This window comes from Salmonella sp. 32031103-2018-00083-FB-01-SM-01 (genome assembly GCF_017571995.1).
GTDB lineage: Bacteria > Pseudomonadota > Gammaproteobacteria > Enterobacterales > Enterobacteriaceae > Salmonella > Salmonella enterica.
In genome coordinates this window covers 442,100-458,066 of the sequence record NZ_JAGEQL010000004.1, presented here as the reverse complement: position 1 = coordinate 458,066, position 15,967 = coordinate 442,100, and the positions used below count along the sequence as shown (strand labels likewise).

Below are 15,967 nucleotides of genomic sequence, written 5' to 3'. Positions count from 1 at the left end.
ATATCCTGTTATTGTGCGATAGCCAGCAACGCAACAGCTTAATAATCTGAATACAGGCGCAGGCAATCGAAGAAATCCTTCGCATCAAGACGCGTGTTCGCACGACTGGCCTCGGCTTTGGCCGCATAAACCTCCGGGCGCAGGGCGTTGATATCCCGCTGGAGCCTGTCTATTTTGGCATTCAGAGTCTGAATATCAGAGGACAAATGATTAACTCTTTCTTCATTCACGCAACCGCTTAACAGACTGGTCGCCAGAATAATGGTTCCCACAGTAAAAATTTTTTCATTTATTGTTCCTTAATTTTCTCTTATTTGGGTGAAATAGTAGATAAGCGCCGGCGGGTGGTCTGTTGCATTGCTTTTAGCAGGCTTCCGCCATCCGGGCGGATAAAGTCTTCAATCTCCCATTGGCCCTGCGTGCGGTGAAGCAATAAATCCTGCTCTTTCGTTGACGAATCGGTCAGCGTAAAACGGACATGGATACGTGCGCGATCGTTATTTTCTGCAATCACCTGAATGCTATTCAACCTGGCAAATTGCGATTCTTTGCCAAAAAATATCGGATTATCATAGAAATATAACTTATCGGTTTCCATTTCCATATACTGACTGTTATCAGATTCGACGGTTATAGGGGCGTCGGCAAGAAAGGCGTTACGATACGCAGATGACGTCGTCCAGCGCCACGGCCAGGCAAAATGGCTAAGGCGGCCAAATGCAGGAATATCATTATTTTTATATGCTGCCTGAGAATAATCATTCACCGCCTGGCGATACTGTGCGGAAACAACCCATGTCCACGGCCAGCTATAATCATCCAGACGGTTGAAAAGTTCACGGACAAAATGTTGTGGGCGCTCTCTTTGCAGCGATCGCAGCGACGCAAGGGTTTTCTGGTTTTCGCTATTAATTGCCTGCCAGAGACTGCCTTGCGGGCTGATAATATCGTCAATAAGCCAGCGGTCGCCTTCGGCGATCAGTTTCAGCGTTTGTGTGATGGCTTCCGGAGAGTCTTTGAAAGGGCGAAACTGTACGGTGGCGTCAGCATGAGAGACATCCGTCTGATGAATGGTTATGTTTTCCAAAACCAAGTGGTCATATTCCTGGCAGCCACAAAGCGGATCGGAGTCCAGCCAGCCAATATCGCCCGGTAAGGTCAACCGATCGTTCAGGAGAATGACGTTTTTCATCCGCGTGGAAATAAGCGATTTTTCCGTTGTATCACCAAAATAGAGGGAATCAGATTCTATTTCATAGCTATGGTAAATCTGTCTGACCGTCTGCTCTGGCGATAACGGCGGCGTTTGCGCCAGCGCGGGAATCGTCAAAAAAAAACTGAGCAAGAGGAATATATGCTTCATTGGGCGTTTCCTTATTCCCGGTTTAATCCATCCGATCTGAGTCTGTAAGCGGTATTATTTTTTACTCTTTTGTTTAGCCATTTCGGCCTCGAGTTCTTTAATATCTTGCTGCCTTTTACGTTCATTTTCCGCCCGCGTTGCTACGCGCCCGTAGCGTGTGATATCGGTAATGCCACCGGGCCACGCGCCGAAATGGCCGTTCATGTCCATATCGAACGTTCCCGCGATCATTACATAATCGCCGTTAAGCTGACGCGCTTTGGCGAGGGTAATGACCGGGTTAGGAAAGCCAATATCCAGCCACAGGCTATTGCCGTCAACGTTATTTAACCAGGCGTCTTTATCAAGGAATAGCGCGTTACCTTCAAATTCGATATTTCCGACGCCGATGACCACTATTTTTTGCAGATGGTATTTTTCTGGATTGGCCAGCAAGGCCGCCATAGATATCGGCCAGGAGAATGAATCTCTCCCCGGTTCAGCACTTGTCGCCGTACTTTTTATCCTCGTATCTTCACGGATTTCACTGCGCAGACTTTTGGGGAGTTCGCTTCCGTCGTCGGTATCTTCCACTAACCAGAGTTCGCTGTCGCGATCGCGAACCAGCGTTAGCCCTAACAAGCGATGAGCGCCGACGTTCTCTTTATTAAGCGTCAGTTGTACCAGAGCATGAATACGTCCGGCATTCAGCGGCGTGGTATCAATCAATTCGGCGGAGACAAACATCTCGTCCTGACAGCGGCAAAGAAGATTATTGCTCAGCCAGGGCGTTGTACCTCCCTTTGTCACATTGGCATTCGTCCGTAAATCGACGATAAATCCCCCTGACAATATTTTGTCGCTATTTTCCACCAGCGGCTGATACAGTCGGGTAATCGCCTGCGCCGGGGATTACCCGGCAAACACCGCAGTACTAAATAGCAGAAGAAGCAGAGGCAACAACCCTGTTGACCACGCTTTCATGATGACATCCCTGATGAAGAGGCGGAGTTGTAAATATTAACAAGTGAGGGCTAACGGGGGAAATTGATGATTTCCGAAAAGCCCGACAATTGTCGGGCCGGAAGAGACGATTAACCGCTCAATTATCTTCGCGACTGAGTTTAATAAAGACCCAGCACTTTCCACCATGCGAGGCCGACTGTCAAAAAGACCGCCTGATTAAAGAGACTGATAATAAATCCCGTTCGCCACCAGACGCCCGTTGGCACATAGCCGGCGCCAAATAGAATGGGGCCGCGTGCGTGGGTATACTGCGTAAGAGAGCAGTACAGGCTGCTGGTAAACGCCAGCATAAGCGCCATCGGCGCTGCCGGTATATTCAGATGCAGACCGACACCCAGAAATACCGCATACAGCGCGGCGATTTGCGCGTTGCCGCTGGCGAAAAAATAGTGGGTATAAAAATAGGCTGCGTTAAGCAGCAGCAGGATGATTATCCAACTGGTTCCATGCATCGTACTGCCGATGCTGTCGCCAATCAGGTTGCCAAACCAACTGGTGAATCCTAGTTTCTTCAACTGGTTAGCCATCATCAGCAGCGCGGCAAACCAAATCAACGTATCCCAGGCGCCTTTTTCGCTTTTAACGTCTTCCCAGGTGAGCACGCCGCTCAGTAATAAAATCGAGAGACCGACAAAAGAGGCCGTCGTGGCATCCACGCCGAGCGAGCTGCCAAAAATCCATAGCACCAGCAACACGCCGACGGTCGCCAGCATGAGCCACTCGCCGCGCGTCATACTGCCCATTTGCGCCAGCTCTTTGCGCGCCAGATCCGGCGCATCCGGCGTATGTTTAATTTCCGGACGGGTCAGCCAGTAGACCAGCAGCGGGACGACAAGAAAAGAGACCAGGCAAGGCAGGAGCGCGGCGATAAACCAGCTTCCCCAGCTCAACGTAACGCCGGCGTTCGCCGCCAGTTTTACCGCCAGCAGGTTACCCGTATAACCGGTCATAAACAGTGCGGCGGTGACGTCGTTAACATTGCCAATACAGGTGATCAGAAAGGTGCCGATTTTGCTGCGAGACTCATCTTCCGGATGTGAATCAAAGCTGCGCGCCAGCGAGTCGGCGATCGGGTAAATCACGCCGCCGCAGCGCGCGGTGTTACTGGGCATCGCGGGGGAGAGGATCAGATCGGCAAACGCCAGACCATAAGCCAGGCCCAGCGTTCGTTTACCTAACAGACGGATCATTTGTAGGGCGATACGCCGACCCAGCCCGGTTTTGATAAACCCACGGGCAATCATAAAGGCGACGACGATAAGCCAGATCAGCGAACTGTTCAGCTCGCTCAAGGCCGTGGTAATCGCGCCGCTGGCCGTTTTGTCGCCGGCAGCATAGGCGAGCGCAAAGACGGTGATGCCGATAATACCGACTGCGCCAATAGGCAGCACTTTCGCCACGATAGAGGCGATCGTCGCGACAAAAATAATCGCGGAATGCCAGGCCGGTGCGCTTAACCCGGAAGGGGGCGTTAGCTGCCACAGTCCGGCGGCGATAACCAGAATAAGAATAAATGGGAGCCATTTGACGCCCTGAGATTTTTTTTCCGCCACAATCACACATCCATAAATATTTTATATGTATTAAGTAAATTCATAATAAATATGAATAAATATTCACAAAATCAGAATAATTCTGCGCTTGTGTGTGGGGGAAATATACTGTTAAATGCGCGTAATTGTTTCTTAATGTTTCGGAATGCAAAAAAGCCCGACGACATCGTCGGGCATGGCGTGCGATAAATCCGGCTTAACCGCCGAACTGATCCGGATCGGGACCGAGGCGTTTTCCTTGATCCAGTTTTGCGATCTCGCCTAATTCATCTTTATCGAGACGGAAATCCCAGACAGCAAAGTTTTCCGCGATACGGGAAGGGGTGACGGATTTCGGAATGACGACCAGCCCGCAGTCCAGATGCCAGCGAATAACAATCTGGGCGGGCGTTTTGCCGTATTTATCCGCCAGTTCGCGAATCACTTTCTGATCGAATACGCCTTCGCCACCCTGCGCCAGCGGGCTCCAGGACTCGGTCTGGATTTTATGCGTCGCATTCCACGCATGTAGCTGGCGCTGTTGCATCAAGGGGTGAAGCTCGATCTGGTTGATCACAGGGGTAACGCCGGTTTCATCGATCAGACGCTGGAGGTGATGGATCTGAAAGTTACAGACCCCGATACTCTTTACCAGCCCCTCTTTTTGCAGCGCGATCATGCCCTTCCAGGCGTCGACATAGTGATCGATAGCCGGTACAGGCCAGTGCATCAGATAGAGATCGAGATAATCAAGCTGCAGTTTTTTCAGACTCTCCTGCAGGGCTTCGCGGGGACGTTTTTGATCGTCATTCCACAACTTGGTGGTGATAAACAGCTCTTCCCGCGCCACGCTCGCTGCTTTTAGCGCTTTGCCGACGCCTTCTTCATTCTGATATGCTGTGGCGGTATCAATCGATCGATAGCCCACCTCCAGCGCTTTATGAATCGCCGCGATCACCTCTTCATTGCTTGCTTTCCAGACTCCCAGCCCAAGTTGTGGCATTACGTTGCCATCCTGTAGCCTGATAATGGTTGGATTAGCCATGATGTGTTCCTCTTTTAATTGGCTCGCCGGAGTCGGGTCCGGCGAGACTAAGTGACTTAAGTCTGGACGAAATGGCCAAAAACGAAAGTCAGAGGCGAAAAAACCTTAGCGCGCCGCTTCATAAATCCGACGGCTGACATCCAGCGTAATATCCTGATTTTCACCTAAATTTGTGCATCCATGCGCCTCAAGTTTAGCCAGTAGCGCCGGAATAGTGCTGCCATCCAGACCGTAATCGGACAGGTGGGTAGGCACGCCCATCTGTTCAAAGAAACGGCGGGTGGCGGCAATGGCAGCATCAATACGCTCGTCGTCGGAACCGTCGGTGATATTCCATACACGTTCAGCATATTGCAGGAGTTTTGCACGTTTAACGTCTCGTTTTTCGTTCCATAGCGCAGGCAGAATGATAGCCAGCGTCTGGGCATGATCGAGACCGTGCATCGCGGTAAGCTCGTGGCCCAGCATATGCGTCGCCCAGTCCTGCGGAACACCAGCGCCAATCAGGCCATTCAACGCCTGAGTAGCGGCCCACATCACGTTGGCGCGGACGTCATAATTTTCAGGCTCTTGCAGCGCTTTGGGACCTTCTTCGATCAGTGTGAGTAAAATACCTTCGGCGAAACGATCCTGAATTTTGCCGTTAACCGGGTAAGTGACGTACTGCTCAACGGTATGGACGAAAGCATCCACGACGCCATTCGCAACCTGGCGTGGCGGCAATGTATAGGTGTAGACCGGGTCCAGTACGGCAAAGACCGGTTGCACGAACGAGGAGTGGAAGGCCTGTTTGTCGCCAGTGGTTTTACGGGAAATGACTGCGCCGGCGTTCGATTCTGAGCCGGTTGCCGGTAGGGTCAGCACAGACCCCATCGGGATTGCGCTACGAATCTCAGTACCGCCGGTTTCCAGAATGTGCCACGGATCGACGCCGTCCGTATACTGCGCCGCTGCGGCGATAAATTTGGTGCCGTCCAGTACGGAACCGCCGCCAACGGCCAGCAGGAAGGTAATATTTTCGTCGCGCACAAGCTGCACGGCCTTCATCAGCGTTTCATAGGACGGGTTCGGTTCAATACCGCCAAACTCCCGAACATCCAGTCCTTTTAACGCTTCCTGAACTTGCGCCAGTACGCCGGTCTTTTTCACGCTACCGCCGCCATAGGTAATCAGCACGCGGGCGTCCTGCGGGATCTGATCGCGAAGATCGACGATAGCGCCTTTACCAAACAGAATGCGGGTAGGGGTATGTAATTTGAAATTGTTCATTGCTCATTCCCTTATGTGGGTAAAAAGAGGGCAGGCGGCTGTCTGCCTGATGGTCATCATTGTGGTCTTGTGAGGGATGTCTCTCAATGCACATTTCTGCCAATGTTTTGCCTATTTCTCCAGAATGCTGGAGAAAATCGCTAAAAATGCGCACAATCCAGCGGAGTGGATTTGATGAAAAAATGGCGCGTTATGAATCGTGAAGCAATTTGCTTACAGTTGGCGGATAAAATTAATCATTTAAAAAATAATGATAAAATAATCAGCGAGCGGCTGGCGGGCATTCGTCTGTTGTATGGTGTTGAACCGGGACCGCGCACGCCGGTCATGTATCAGCCTGGCATCATATTTCTCTTTTCCGGTCATAAAATTGGCTATATTAACAAGCGCAAGTTTCGTTATGACGCTAATGAATATCTCTTACTGACCGTGCCGCTCCCTTTTGAATGCGAGACCTGGGCGACGCCCGAGGTACCGCTGGCCGGTATTCGGCTCGACATTGATGTGCTGCAACTGCAAGAGTTGCTCATGGACATTGGCGAAGATGAGCGTTTCCAGTTGCCGATGGCGGCCAGTGGGATTAACTCCGCCACGCTGTCGGACGAGATTTTATGCGCGGTGGAAAGATTGCTGGATGTGATGGAGCGCCCGCTGGATGCGCGGATTCTGGGAAAACAGATTATTCGCGAAATTCTTTATCATGTGCTGATGGGACCGCGCGGCGGGGCGCTGCTTGCACTGGTTAGTCGCCAGACGCACTTTAGCCTGATCAGTCGCGTACTTAAACAGATCGAAATGAAATACACCGAGAACCTGAATGTTGAGCAACTGGCGGCAGAAGCGAACATGAGCGTGTCGGCGTTTCACCATAATTTTAAGGCGGTCACCAGCACCTCGCCGTTGCAGTATTTAAAAAGCTACCGACTGCATAAAGCGCGGATGATGATGATTCACGATGGTATGAAGGCCAGCGCCGCGGCGATGCGGGTCGGCTATGAGAGCGCATCGCAGTTTAGCCGGGAGTTTAAACGTTATTTTGGCGTTACGCCGGGCGAAGATGCGGCAAGAATGCGGACAATGCAAGGGAGCTAAGTGGGGCATCCCGCCACGGGTCAACGAAGCGTAACCGGGCCATCCTGGCCGATTATGGATACGTCAGGCGTTACAGTATTTCTTTTTAATCACCACGACCAGCGTACCTAACAGCCCGGCGACCAGTAGCGCGACGGGAAGGATCATTAAAAATGTCATTACCTGGTCTTCATGGCGCTTAACAAACGGGATCATACTGAGCGCGTAGCCGAAGCTGGTCACGACAGTCACCCACAGCAGGCCGCTTAACCAGTTAAAAAACTGAAACCGGCGGTTGGACAGGCCGGAAATACCCGCCATTGTTGGCAGCAGAGTGCGGACAAACGCCAGAAAGCGCCCGGCAAGTAACGCTAACAAACCGTGACGGTCAAACATGCAGGTGGCGCGCTGATGATATTTTGCCGGAAGCTGCGCCAGCCAGCCTTTGACGGTACGCGTATTACCGAGCCAGCGTCCCTGGATATAACTTAGCCAGCAGCCGAGACTGGCCGCGGCGGTGAGAATGCCAATCGTCGGCAAAAAATGCATCACATCCTGGGCGATCAACGCGCCTGCCAGTAGTAGCAGACTATCGCCGGGTAAGAATGACGCTGGCAGCAGACCGTTTTCTAAAAATAGCGTGGCGAACATGACAAAGTAGACGACGCTAACAACGTGTGGATTCGCCAGCGCGGCAAAATCATGTTGCCAGAGCGCAGCGATAATATCTTGAATGACAGCCATGAACTTTCCTGTGGAACAGCATTTACGCTTTTATCTGCCTATTGTACTCCTGAATCGTCCGGGATGCCTTGATCCCGGACGCAACAAACGCAGACTTTTCCACGGAAATTGTCTGCATATATGTCCATCCCCGGCAACTTTACACAATTCTGGCGAAGCCGGCGGCTAAATCAGCGATCAAATCATCAACACTCTCTAAACCAATATGCACCCGAACCAGCGTACCGGTAAAATCTACGCCGCCTGCGGGACGAATCGCGGCGATCTGTTCCGGCTGATTAGCAATAATCAGCGATTCGTAGCCTCCCCAGGAGTAGGCCATACTGAACAGCGAAAAGTTATCCAGATAGGCTGATAATTCTGCCTCGGTCAGCTTTTTATTGAGCACAAAGGAGAACAGGCCGCTGCTGCCTGTAAAGTCTCGTTTCCAGAAGGCATGACCTTTGCTACCCGGCAGGGCCGGATGATTAACGCGCGCGACCTGAGGATGGTTAGCCAGCCATGCGGCGATTTTGAGGCTGCTTTCTTGATGCTGGCGCAGTCGGACACCGAGCGTGCGCAGACCGCGGCTGGTCATATAAGCCGTGTCGGCGTCGAGCATTTGCCCCATCAGATAGGCGTTTTCCCGCAATTGTTCCCAGCAGCGCGCATTTGCAACGGCAGTCCCGACCATCGCATCAGAATGACCAATCAGATATTTAGTGCCCGCCTGGATAGAGATATCAATATCGAATTCCAGAGCTTTGAACAGAACGCCAGCCGCCCAGGTATTATCAATCATGATGACGGCTTCTGGCGCGACGCGTCTGACCGCACTGACAATGGTCGGAATATCATGTACCTCCATGGTAATAGAACCGGGGGATTCCAGAAAAACGACTTTCGTGTTCGGCTGAATATGTTGCGTGATATCAGCGCCGATGAGCGGGTCGAACCAGCTTGTCGTCACGCCCAGTTTGCCGAGAATTTTGCTGCAGAAATCCTGGCTGGGTTCATAGGCTGTGTTGGTCATCAGGATGTGGTCGCCCTGCTCAACGAATGCCAGAATGGTGTTGGCGACCGCCGCCGCGCCGCACGGGAAGAGCGCGCATCCGGCGCCGCCTTCCAGTTCACACATGGCTTCCTGGAGCGAAAAGTGGGTCAGCGTTCCCCGGCGTCCGTAAAATAATTCGCCGTTGGCGCGATTGCGGGTAGCGTGTTTTTTGGCCTCGACGGTGTCAAACACCAGTGAAGAAGCGCGTTGAATCACACTATTCACTGAGCCAAGCGTGTATTTTTTGCTGCGTCCTGCGTTTACCAGTTTGGTATCCAACTGTTTATCCGTCATGTTGCGTTTCCTGATTTTAACCGTCTGGATGTCTAAACTAGCATGAATATAACCATCTGCACCCTGGCGACGTGTGATACAGATGAAAATTTTGCCAAAATAAAAACAGGTGGCTTTTTTAATGCGTAAGCGCAAAGAAAAAGCAGTAAAGGTGCGGCAGTATGTAAATAGTAATGAGAACGACTATCAATTCGACGTCGTTTTGATATTATTATGCTCAGATTTTGTGATTTGCGTCCTGGAGATACAGAGTGGGTAATAATTTGATGCAGACGGATCTCTCCGTCTGGGGTATGTATCAGCACGCCGATATTGTCGTGAAGTGCGTGATGATTGGTTTGATTCTGGCGTCAGTCGTCACCTGGGCTATCTTCTTCAGTAAAAGTGTTGAATTTTTCACTCAAAAGCGCCGCTTAAAGCGCGAACAACTGCAATTAGCCGATGCGCGCTCTTTAGATCAGGCTTCCGACATTGCGGCAGGTTTCAGCGCAAAAAGCCTCAGCGCACAGCTCATCAATGAAGCGCAGAATGAACTGGAACTCTCTCAGGGCAGCGAAGATAACGAAGGGATTAAAGAACGTACCGGCTTCCGTCTGGAACGTCGCGTCGCAGCGGTTGGCCGCTACATGGGGCGAGGCAACGGTTATCTGGCGACGATCGGCGCCATTTCCCCCTTCGTCGGGTTGTTTGGCACCGTATGGGGCATTATGAATAGCTTCATCGGTATTGCGCAAACGCAGACCACCAACCTGGCGGTGGTCGCTCCTGGTATTGCGGAAGCGCTGCTGGCGACGGCGATTGGGCTGGTAGCCGCGATCCCGGCGGTCGTCATTTACAACATCTTCGCACGTCAGATAGGCAGTTACAAAGCGACTCTGGGCGACGTGGCGGCGCAGGTATTGCTGCTGCAAAGCCGCGATCTCGATCTGAATGCGAGCGCCAGTGCGCAGCCGGTACGCGCCGCGCAGAAATTACGGGTAGGGTAATGCGTCATGGCAATGCGTCTTAACGAGAACCTGGATGACAACGGCGAAATGCATGAAATCAACGTGACGCCGTTTATCGATGTCATGTTGGTTCTGCTGATTATCTTTATGGTGGCTGCGCCGCTGGCGACGGTAGACGTCAAGGTGAATCTGCCCGCTTCTACCAGTACGCCACAGCCGCGTCCGGAAAAACCGGTTTATCTGTCGGTGAAAGCGGATAACACCATGTTTATCGGTAACGATCCGGTGACGGATGATACGATGATTGCCGAGCTAACGGCCCTGACGGAAGGGAAAAAGGATACTACGATTTTCTTCCGCGCGGATAAAACCGTAGAGTATGAAACCCTGATGAAAGTGATGGATATGCTGCATCAGGCGGGCTATCTCAAAATTGGTCTGGTCGGCGAAGAGACCGCGAAAGCGAAATAAGTATTCTGCTGACGCTGTAGGCCGGGTAAGGCGAAGTCGCCACCCGGCTTTTTTATTGCCTAAAGTGGCGCCTTGCTTAACAGAATTGCGCCACCTTAATCGACTTCATGCGTTAGCCTAAATGCTCCCCGCCGCACACGCCGTGCACTTCTGCGGTAACGTAACTTGATTCCTGGCTTGCCAGATAGACATACACCGGTGCCAGCTCTGCCGGTTGGCCGGCCCGCTTCATTGGCGTCTGCTGACCAAACTGCGGAATTTTATCCTGGGTTTGACCGCCGGAAATTTGCAGCGCTGTCCAGATAGGGCCAGGCGCGACAATATTCACACGAATTCCTTTTTCCGCCACCTGTTTCGCCAGGCCACGGCTGTAATTGAGGATTGCCGCCTTGGTTGCCGCATAATCCAGCAGGTGCGGACTGGGCTGATACGCCTGGATAGACGACGTCGTGATAATACTGGCGCCTTTTGGCAGCAGCGGAATTGCTTCCTGGGTTATCCAGAACAGGGCAAAAACGTTAACGGCGAAGGTTTGCTGAAATTGCTCGCTGGTCAGATCTTTTATCTCCGGGATTGCCGTCTGTTTACCGGCCACCAGCGCCAGAATGTCCAGCCCGCCCAGCGCTTCACGCGCCTTATGGACCAGCGAACGGGCGAAAGATTCGTCGCTAAGATCGCCTGGCAATAACACCGCTTTACGGCCGCACTCCTCAATCAGCGCTTTAACCTGCTGGGCGTCCTCTTCTTCCGCTGGCAGATAGTTGATCGCGACATCTGCGCCTTCACGCGCGTAAGCGATAGCGGCAGCGCGCCCAATCCCGGAGTCGCCCCCTGTCACCAGCGCCTTACGATCTTTAAGGCGACCACTGCCGACATAACTTTTTTCGCCACAGTCAGGAACAGGCGTCATTTTCGCCTGGACGCCGGGCGCCGGCTGTTTTTGCTTAGGATACTCGCCGGTGTAATACTGCGTGGTAGGGTCGTATAGATGAGACATTGAGCTTCTCCCTTCAGGTTGAACACCCTTTAAGCGTAGACACTTTTACTACCGTAAGAGGGAGAATCAGAACGATCCTTATGCTTCACCCGTATTCACAACAGAGTTAACTAGCCATGAAGGTTATTTTTCTTGCCGTGCGACGGTGGTGACGTTGCGCGTCCGGTAGTCGCCATCGGAAAGCTTACGCATCAGACGTAAGGTTGCCGTCTCGCGAGCCAGCAGATGCTGCCAGTCACTTTCAAGACGAGACATAATTTTGTCTCGTAATTCAGGATGCTGCTCGATAATGGCATTGATGGTCGCGCCATAAATCTCCTCTTTGACCTGTAACGCATACATCTCCCGTCGGTTTTGCCACTTCAGGCGTACTAACGCCGCCGGTATGGATACCACCTCCTGCGTTACCTTTTCCAGGGTGGCATTTTTGCTGGCGATTAGCGCTGCAAGATTTTGCTTTAAGATAAATTCATCACTTTTATGGTTGTCTAAAGCCAAATAAACGTTATTGTCTTCAACTTCTTTCATCTTTATCTTCCAGTGAATAAAATAGCGGCATATTGGTTTCGCGAGTGATTAAATTAAGCCAAATGGCATTGCCTTTTTCATTTATCATTGCGGTTTTATCCGCCAGTATTTTACTTAGCATTTGGGCATCAATATCGCCTTCTGCCTGTAGTGCGTTTATCAGGCGGGCAAACGTTTCAATTTTAGCCACACAATACAGACGTTCTTTAATATGACGGTCGCGTTCTTCAAATAATACGTTTCTGTGTTGCCCGGCAGCGTTAGCGCTAATTAAAATATCGGGCTCGTAATCGCTGAGTTTTGTCTTTCCCTTAGGCAAATTTTTACTGTTTTCTGTGGCTTCAGGGGGCGGCGATGACAGGCGAAAATGAGAGGAAACCAGATGCTCAGGAAGCATGACTAAATATCCTTTACGATCAGTGGTATACTATTTTTAATAGTGTAGGTTTCGTTGACAATAACATGGTGTAATTTTAAAATCAAAAAAAATGGAGCCTGCTATGAACAGTATTTTTTATTCTGTTATTATATTGCTATTACTGACCGGCGCGATACTCTTCCTGATGTGGGAGGTTAATAAAAAACGTCCTGGTGGAAAAATCGTAAATTTAAATCAAACTGAACCCATGACAAAGGAAGAGGGCGAAGATCATTTCTCAGTATTAATGAATTCGATAACGCCGGTATGGTACTGGCGCGTTAACCATGAATATATCGATTTCCTTCATGCAACGATAAAACGAATGACAATGACTGAGTTGAATGAAACGCCTGGATTATTTGACGCACAGCGTCGTTGCAGCGACCTTAACTCTGCCGTTTATAAGTATTACGACAATATTAAGAAGCGTTGTCTGAACGGAGAAAAGGTGCCGTATTCGGATTTGGACGTCCTGAATTTACGTCAGTGTTTTCGGGAGTTCAGTCTTGAGGCCTACCCGGCATTGGTCGCGCTGGTATGGCCGGAATATCAGCGTCCACAGGTTAAACCGGATGAGATTTAGAGCCTATCCCATTAGGGCTATTTTACTTGCCATTTTGGACCTGGGCAGTGCTCAAAATCCTCACGTACTACGTGTACGCTCCGGTTTTTGCGCGCTGTCCGTGTCCAAACTGGCTGCGCCAATAACGCCTGGTGGGATAGGCTCTTAACTGCATGTTGATCTGATGTTGCATGGTTGAGATATACTGTTGCTGATTTTAGTTACCTGACAGGTCCCTATGGAACGCTTTCTTGAAAATGTAATGTATGCGTCTCGCTGGCTGCTCGCGCCGGTGTATTTTGGCCTCTCTTTGGCGCTGATCGCTTTAGCGCTAAAATTTTTCCAGGAAATTCTACACGTTCTGCCGAACGTTTTTGCCCTGGCGGAGGCCGATCTGATCCTGGTGCTGTTATCGCTGGTTGATATGACTCTGGTTGGCGGATTGCTGGTAATGGTCATGTTCTCCGGGTATGAAAACTTTGTCTCTCAGCTGGATATCTCTGCGGGCAAGGAGAAGCTGAACTGGCTGGGGAAAATGGATGCGACTTCGCTAAAAAATAAGGTGGCGGCATCGATAGTCGCTATATCTTCCATTCACCTGTTACGCGTGTTTATGGACGCGAAAAACGTCCCGGATAACAAATTAATGTGGTATGTCATCATCCATCTGACCTTTGTCCTGTCGGCGTTCGTGATGGGCTATCTGGACAGATTGACGCGGCATAACCATTGAGCCGCCGTCAACGGCGGGGCAGTCGGGCAAAGGACACTGAGCCCGGCTGTAAAACAGCACTTCTTTAACGGCGGATAACCGCCTCCCTGCAGCCTTACGCAATATTTTTACTACATCTATTCATTTACCCAGTAATAAGACTAAAAGATTTTCTCTGCGTTCACAGATATATAACATCTGCGGGTACGTGAACGGCGATAACTGTAAAAAAATGGAGAATGCATTATATATTCTCCGCGCCTTGCCGATAACGAGAGTGCGTCATCGTCTGATGACTAATCTCTTATATTCAGCAAGGAAATTCATATGCGTTTGCTGCAAAACTTTACTATTCGTATGGTCATGCTGACGATACTGGGACTTTTTTGTCTACTCTGGTCGGGGGTGGGGTTATACAGCGTCCATGCTTTATCCGAAGTTTCGGAAGGAAATGATATTGACCGGCATCTTGTGCGGCAAATGACGGTGCTAAGCCAGGGTAACGATCAATATTTCCGCTTTGTTACCCGCCTTAGCCGCGCGATGGATGTAAAAATCGGCGGCGGCACGCCCGATTTTGCGCCCGCCCGGCAGTCGCTCGAGAATATGCGTCAGAAGCTGGAGGAGATGAAAGCGCTATCGCCAGGGCCGATGAACCCTGATATCTCAAGGGAGGTCTTGTCCAACTGGCAGGCCTTGCTGGAGAAAGGCGTCGTTCCTCAAATGCAACTGGCGCAGCAAGGATCGCTAACCGCCTGGAGCGAACATGCCAGTACGGTCACGCCCGCACTCAGTCGCGCGTTCGGTGCCAGCGCGGAACGGTTTAGTCATGAAGCTGGCGCCATGCTGGATAACACACGTGTGATGGTCGATGGTAAAACCTATACCATCCGCATCCTGCTTATCACGGCGGTGATTCTGGGCATTGCTATCCTGATTTTTACCGATCGCTATCTGGTTGCAATGATGGTGAAACCGCTGGAGCGCATCCGTCAGCAATTTCAGCGCATCGCGCAAGGCGATCTTAGCCAGCCGATTGAAGCGTTGGGGCGTAACTGCGTAGGCCGGTTGGTGCCGCTACTGCGCGCGATGCAGGACAGTTTACGCGAAGCCGTGAGTACGATCCGCGCCGGAAGTGACAATATCTGGCGCGGCGCGACGGAAATTTCTACCGGTAATAACGATCTCTCTTCCCGAACGGAAGAACAGGCCGCCGCGCTGGAAGAAACTGCCGCCAGCATGGAACAGCTTACCGCAACGGTGAAAATGAACGCCGAACACGCTCGCCAGGCGAGTCAACTTGCGGATGCCGCCTCGCTAACGGCAGGAAAAGGCGGTGAACTGGTTTCCGATGTGGTAGAAACCATGGACGGTATTTCCGCTAGTTCGCAGCAGATCGCCGAAATTACTACCGTAATTAATAGTATTGCTTTCCAGACCAATATTCTGGCCTTGAACGCAGCGGTAGAAGCGGCCAGAGCGGGCGAGCAGGGACGCGGCTTCGCGGTGGTCGCCGGTGAGGTACGTAACCTGGCCAGCCGCAGCGCGGGGGCGGCGAAAGAAATTGAAGCCTTAATTGGCGAATCGGTACGTCGCGTAGCGCAGGGCGCGCAGTTGGTCCAGGAGACCGGCGCGACGATGGAAGCCATCCTCCGCGGCGTCACGGAAGTGACGACGATTATGAAACAGATCGCATCCGCCTCCGAAGATCAGAGTAAAGGTATCTCTCAGGTTGGCGTGGCGATCACGCAAATGGATAGCGTTACGCAACAAAACGCCGCGCTGGTTGAGCAGGTTTCCGCGGCGGCGGCGGCGCTGGAACGGCAGACGGAGGATTTGCAACGCTCCGTACAGCAGTTCCGGCTTTCCGCTAGTGAGCCGCAACAACGCGTAACGGCGAAAGCGGCGCCTGGCGTTCAGAGAATGGCGTCGGCTCCTGCACAGTCTACTGATGAATGGGTTTCCTTCTGATG

At 51.5% G+C, this 15,967-nt stretch carries 16 protein-coding genes and 1 pseudogene; 6 read left to right on the top strand and 11 right to left on the bottom strand.

Features of this window, described 5'->3' with window-relative positions:
• Nucleotides 1–38 precede the first annotated feature (38 nt).
• The 6 genes and pseudogenes from yqhH to yqhD form a co-directional block, all read right to left on the bottom strand.
• Nucleotides 39–281, bottom strand: a complete 243-nt coding sequence (gene yqhH / locus J4614_RS14885; protein WP_229578409.1) for a lipoprotein YqhH — start codon at nt 279–281, stop codon at nt 39–41.
• A gap of 29 nt (nt 282–310) precedes the next feature.
• Nucleotides 311–1,363 (bottom strand): DUF3828 domain-containing protein, encoded by a 1,053-nt coding sequence (locus J4614_RS14880; protein ID WP_000680458.1) that lies wholly within the window; start codon nt 1,361–1,363, stop codon nt 311–313.
• Between the two features lie 54 nt (nt 1,364–1,417).
• A complete protein-coding gene (locus J4614_RS14875; protein WP_238075551.1) occupies nt 1,418–2,152 on the bottom strand; it encodes a hypothetical protein in 735 nt (244 codons plus the stop codon).
• Nucleotides 2,153–2,466: 314 nt separating this feature from the next.
• Nucleotides 2,467–3,952 (bottom strand): annotated as a pseudogene (locus J4614_RS14870) (DASS family sodium-coupled anion symporter).
• Nucleotides 3,953–4,117: 165 nt separating this feature from the next.
• The gene (dkgA, locus tag J4614_RS14865; RefSeq protein ID WP_000013100.1) at nt 4,118–4,945 is read right to left on the bottom strand and encodes a 2,5-didehydrogluconate reductase DkgA; all 828 of its coding nucleotides are present in this window, start codon (nt 4,943–4,945) and stop codon (nt 4,118–4,120) included.
• A 105-nt stretch (nt 4,946–5,050) separates the two neighbouring features.
• Nucleotides 5,051–6,214, bottom strand: coding sequence for an alcohol dehydrogenase (gene yqhD, locus J4614_RS14860; RefSeq protein ID WP_001058720.1), 1,164 nt, complete (start codon nt 6,212–6,214; stop codon nt 5,051–5,053).
• A gap of 192 nt (nt 6,215–6,406) precedes the next feature.
• Here yqhD and J4614_RS14855 point away from each other — a divergent pair, with 192 nt between their 5' ends.
• Nucleotides 6,407–7,306: an AraC family transcriptional regulator gene (locus J4614_RS14855; protein ID WP_001078198.1), complete on the top strand. Its 900-nt coding sequence runs from the start codon at nt 6,407–6,409 to the stop codon at nt 7,304–7,306.
• A gap of 63 nt (nt 7,307–7,369) precedes the next feature.
• Here the strand turns inward: J4614_RS14855 and yghB are convergent, their stop codons facing one another.
• Nucleotides 7,370–8,029 (bottom strand): DedA family general envelope maintenance protein YghB, encoded by a 660-nt coding sequence (gene yghB, locus J4614_RS14850; RefSeq protein ID WP_000268441.1) that lies wholly within the window; start codon nt 8,027–8,029, stop codon nt 7,370–7,372.
• Between the two features lie 139 nt (nt 8,030–8,168).
• Complete coding sequence (gene metC / locus J4614_RS14845) at nt 8,169–9,356, bottom strand: cystathionine beta-lyase (protein ID WP_000130270.1); 1,188 nt, start codon at nt 9,354–9,356, stop codon at nt 8,169–8,171.
• A 251-nt stretch (nt 9,357–9,607) separates the two neighbouring features.
• Here metC and exbB point away from each other — a divergent pair, with 251 nt between their 5' ends.
• Together exbB and exbD are read left to right on the top strand one after the other, a co-directional pair.
• Complete coding sequence (gene exbB / locus J4614_RS14840; RefSeq protein ID WP_000527859.1) at nt 9,608–10,342, top strand: tol-pal system-associated acyl-CoA thioesterase; 735 nt, start codon at nt 9,608–9,610, stop codon at nt 10,340–10,342.
• 6 nt (nt 10,343–10,348) lie between these two features.
• Complete coding sequence (gene exbD, locus J4614_RS14835; RefSeq protein ID WP_001251476.1) at nt 10,349–10,774, top strand: TonB system transport protein ExbD; 426 nt, start codon at nt 10,349–10,351, stop codon at nt 10,772–10,774.
• Between the two features lie 112 nt (nt 10,775–10,886).
• On the opposite strand, the gene J4614_RS14830 is transcribed toward exbD, so the two are convergent.
• The 3 genes from J4614_RS14830 to J4614_RS14820 form a co-directional block, all read right to left on the bottom strand.
• Complete coding sequence (locus tag J4614_RS14830) at nt 10,887–11,771, bottom strand: SDR family oxidoreductase (RefSeq protein ID WP_000019032.1); 885 nt, start codon at nt 11,769–11,771, stop codon at nt 10,887–10,889.
• Between the two features lie 123 nt (nt 11,772–11,894).
• Nucleotides 11,895–12,299: a hypothetical protein gene (locus J4614_RS14825; RefSeq protein ID WP_000665656.1), complete on the bottom strand. Its 405-nt coding sequence runs from the start codon at nt 12,297–12,299 to the stop codon at nt 11,895–11,897.
• Nucleotides 12,286–12,696: a hypothetical protein gene (locus J4614_RS14820; protein WP_000936443.1), complete on the bottom strand. Its 411-nt coding sequence runs from the start codon at nt 12,694–12,696 to the stop codon at nt 12,286–12,288. The genes J4614_RS14825 and J4614_RS14820 overlap by 14 nt, the downstream gene beginning before the upstream one ends.
• A gap of 103 nt (nt 12,697–12,799) precedes the next feature.
• On the opposite strand from J4614_RS14820, the gene J4614_RS14815 reads away from it, so the two are divergent.
• From J4614_RS14815 to J4614_RS14805, 3 genes are all read left to right on the top strand, one after another.
• On the top strand, nt 12,800–13,303 hold the full coding sequence (locus J4614_RS14815) for a hypothetical protein (RefSeq protein WP_001084409.1): 504 nt from the start codon (nt 12,800–12,802) through the stop codon (nt 13,301–13,303).
• Nucleotides 13,304–13,520: 217 nt separating this feature from the next.
• Nucleotides 13,521–14,015, top strand: coding sequence for a TIGR00645 family protein (locus tag J4614_RS14810; protein WP_000439335.1), 495 nt, complete (start codon nt 13,521–13,523; stop codon nt 14,013–14,015).
• A 306-nt stretch (nt 14,016–14,321) separates the two neighbouring features.
• Entirely contained in the window at nt 14,322–15,965 is a 1,644-nt protein-coding gene (locus tag J4614_RS14805; RefSeq protein WP_001238427.1) for a methyl-accepting chemotaxis protein, read from the top strand.
• Nucleotides 15,966–15,967: the final 2 nt, after the last annotated feature.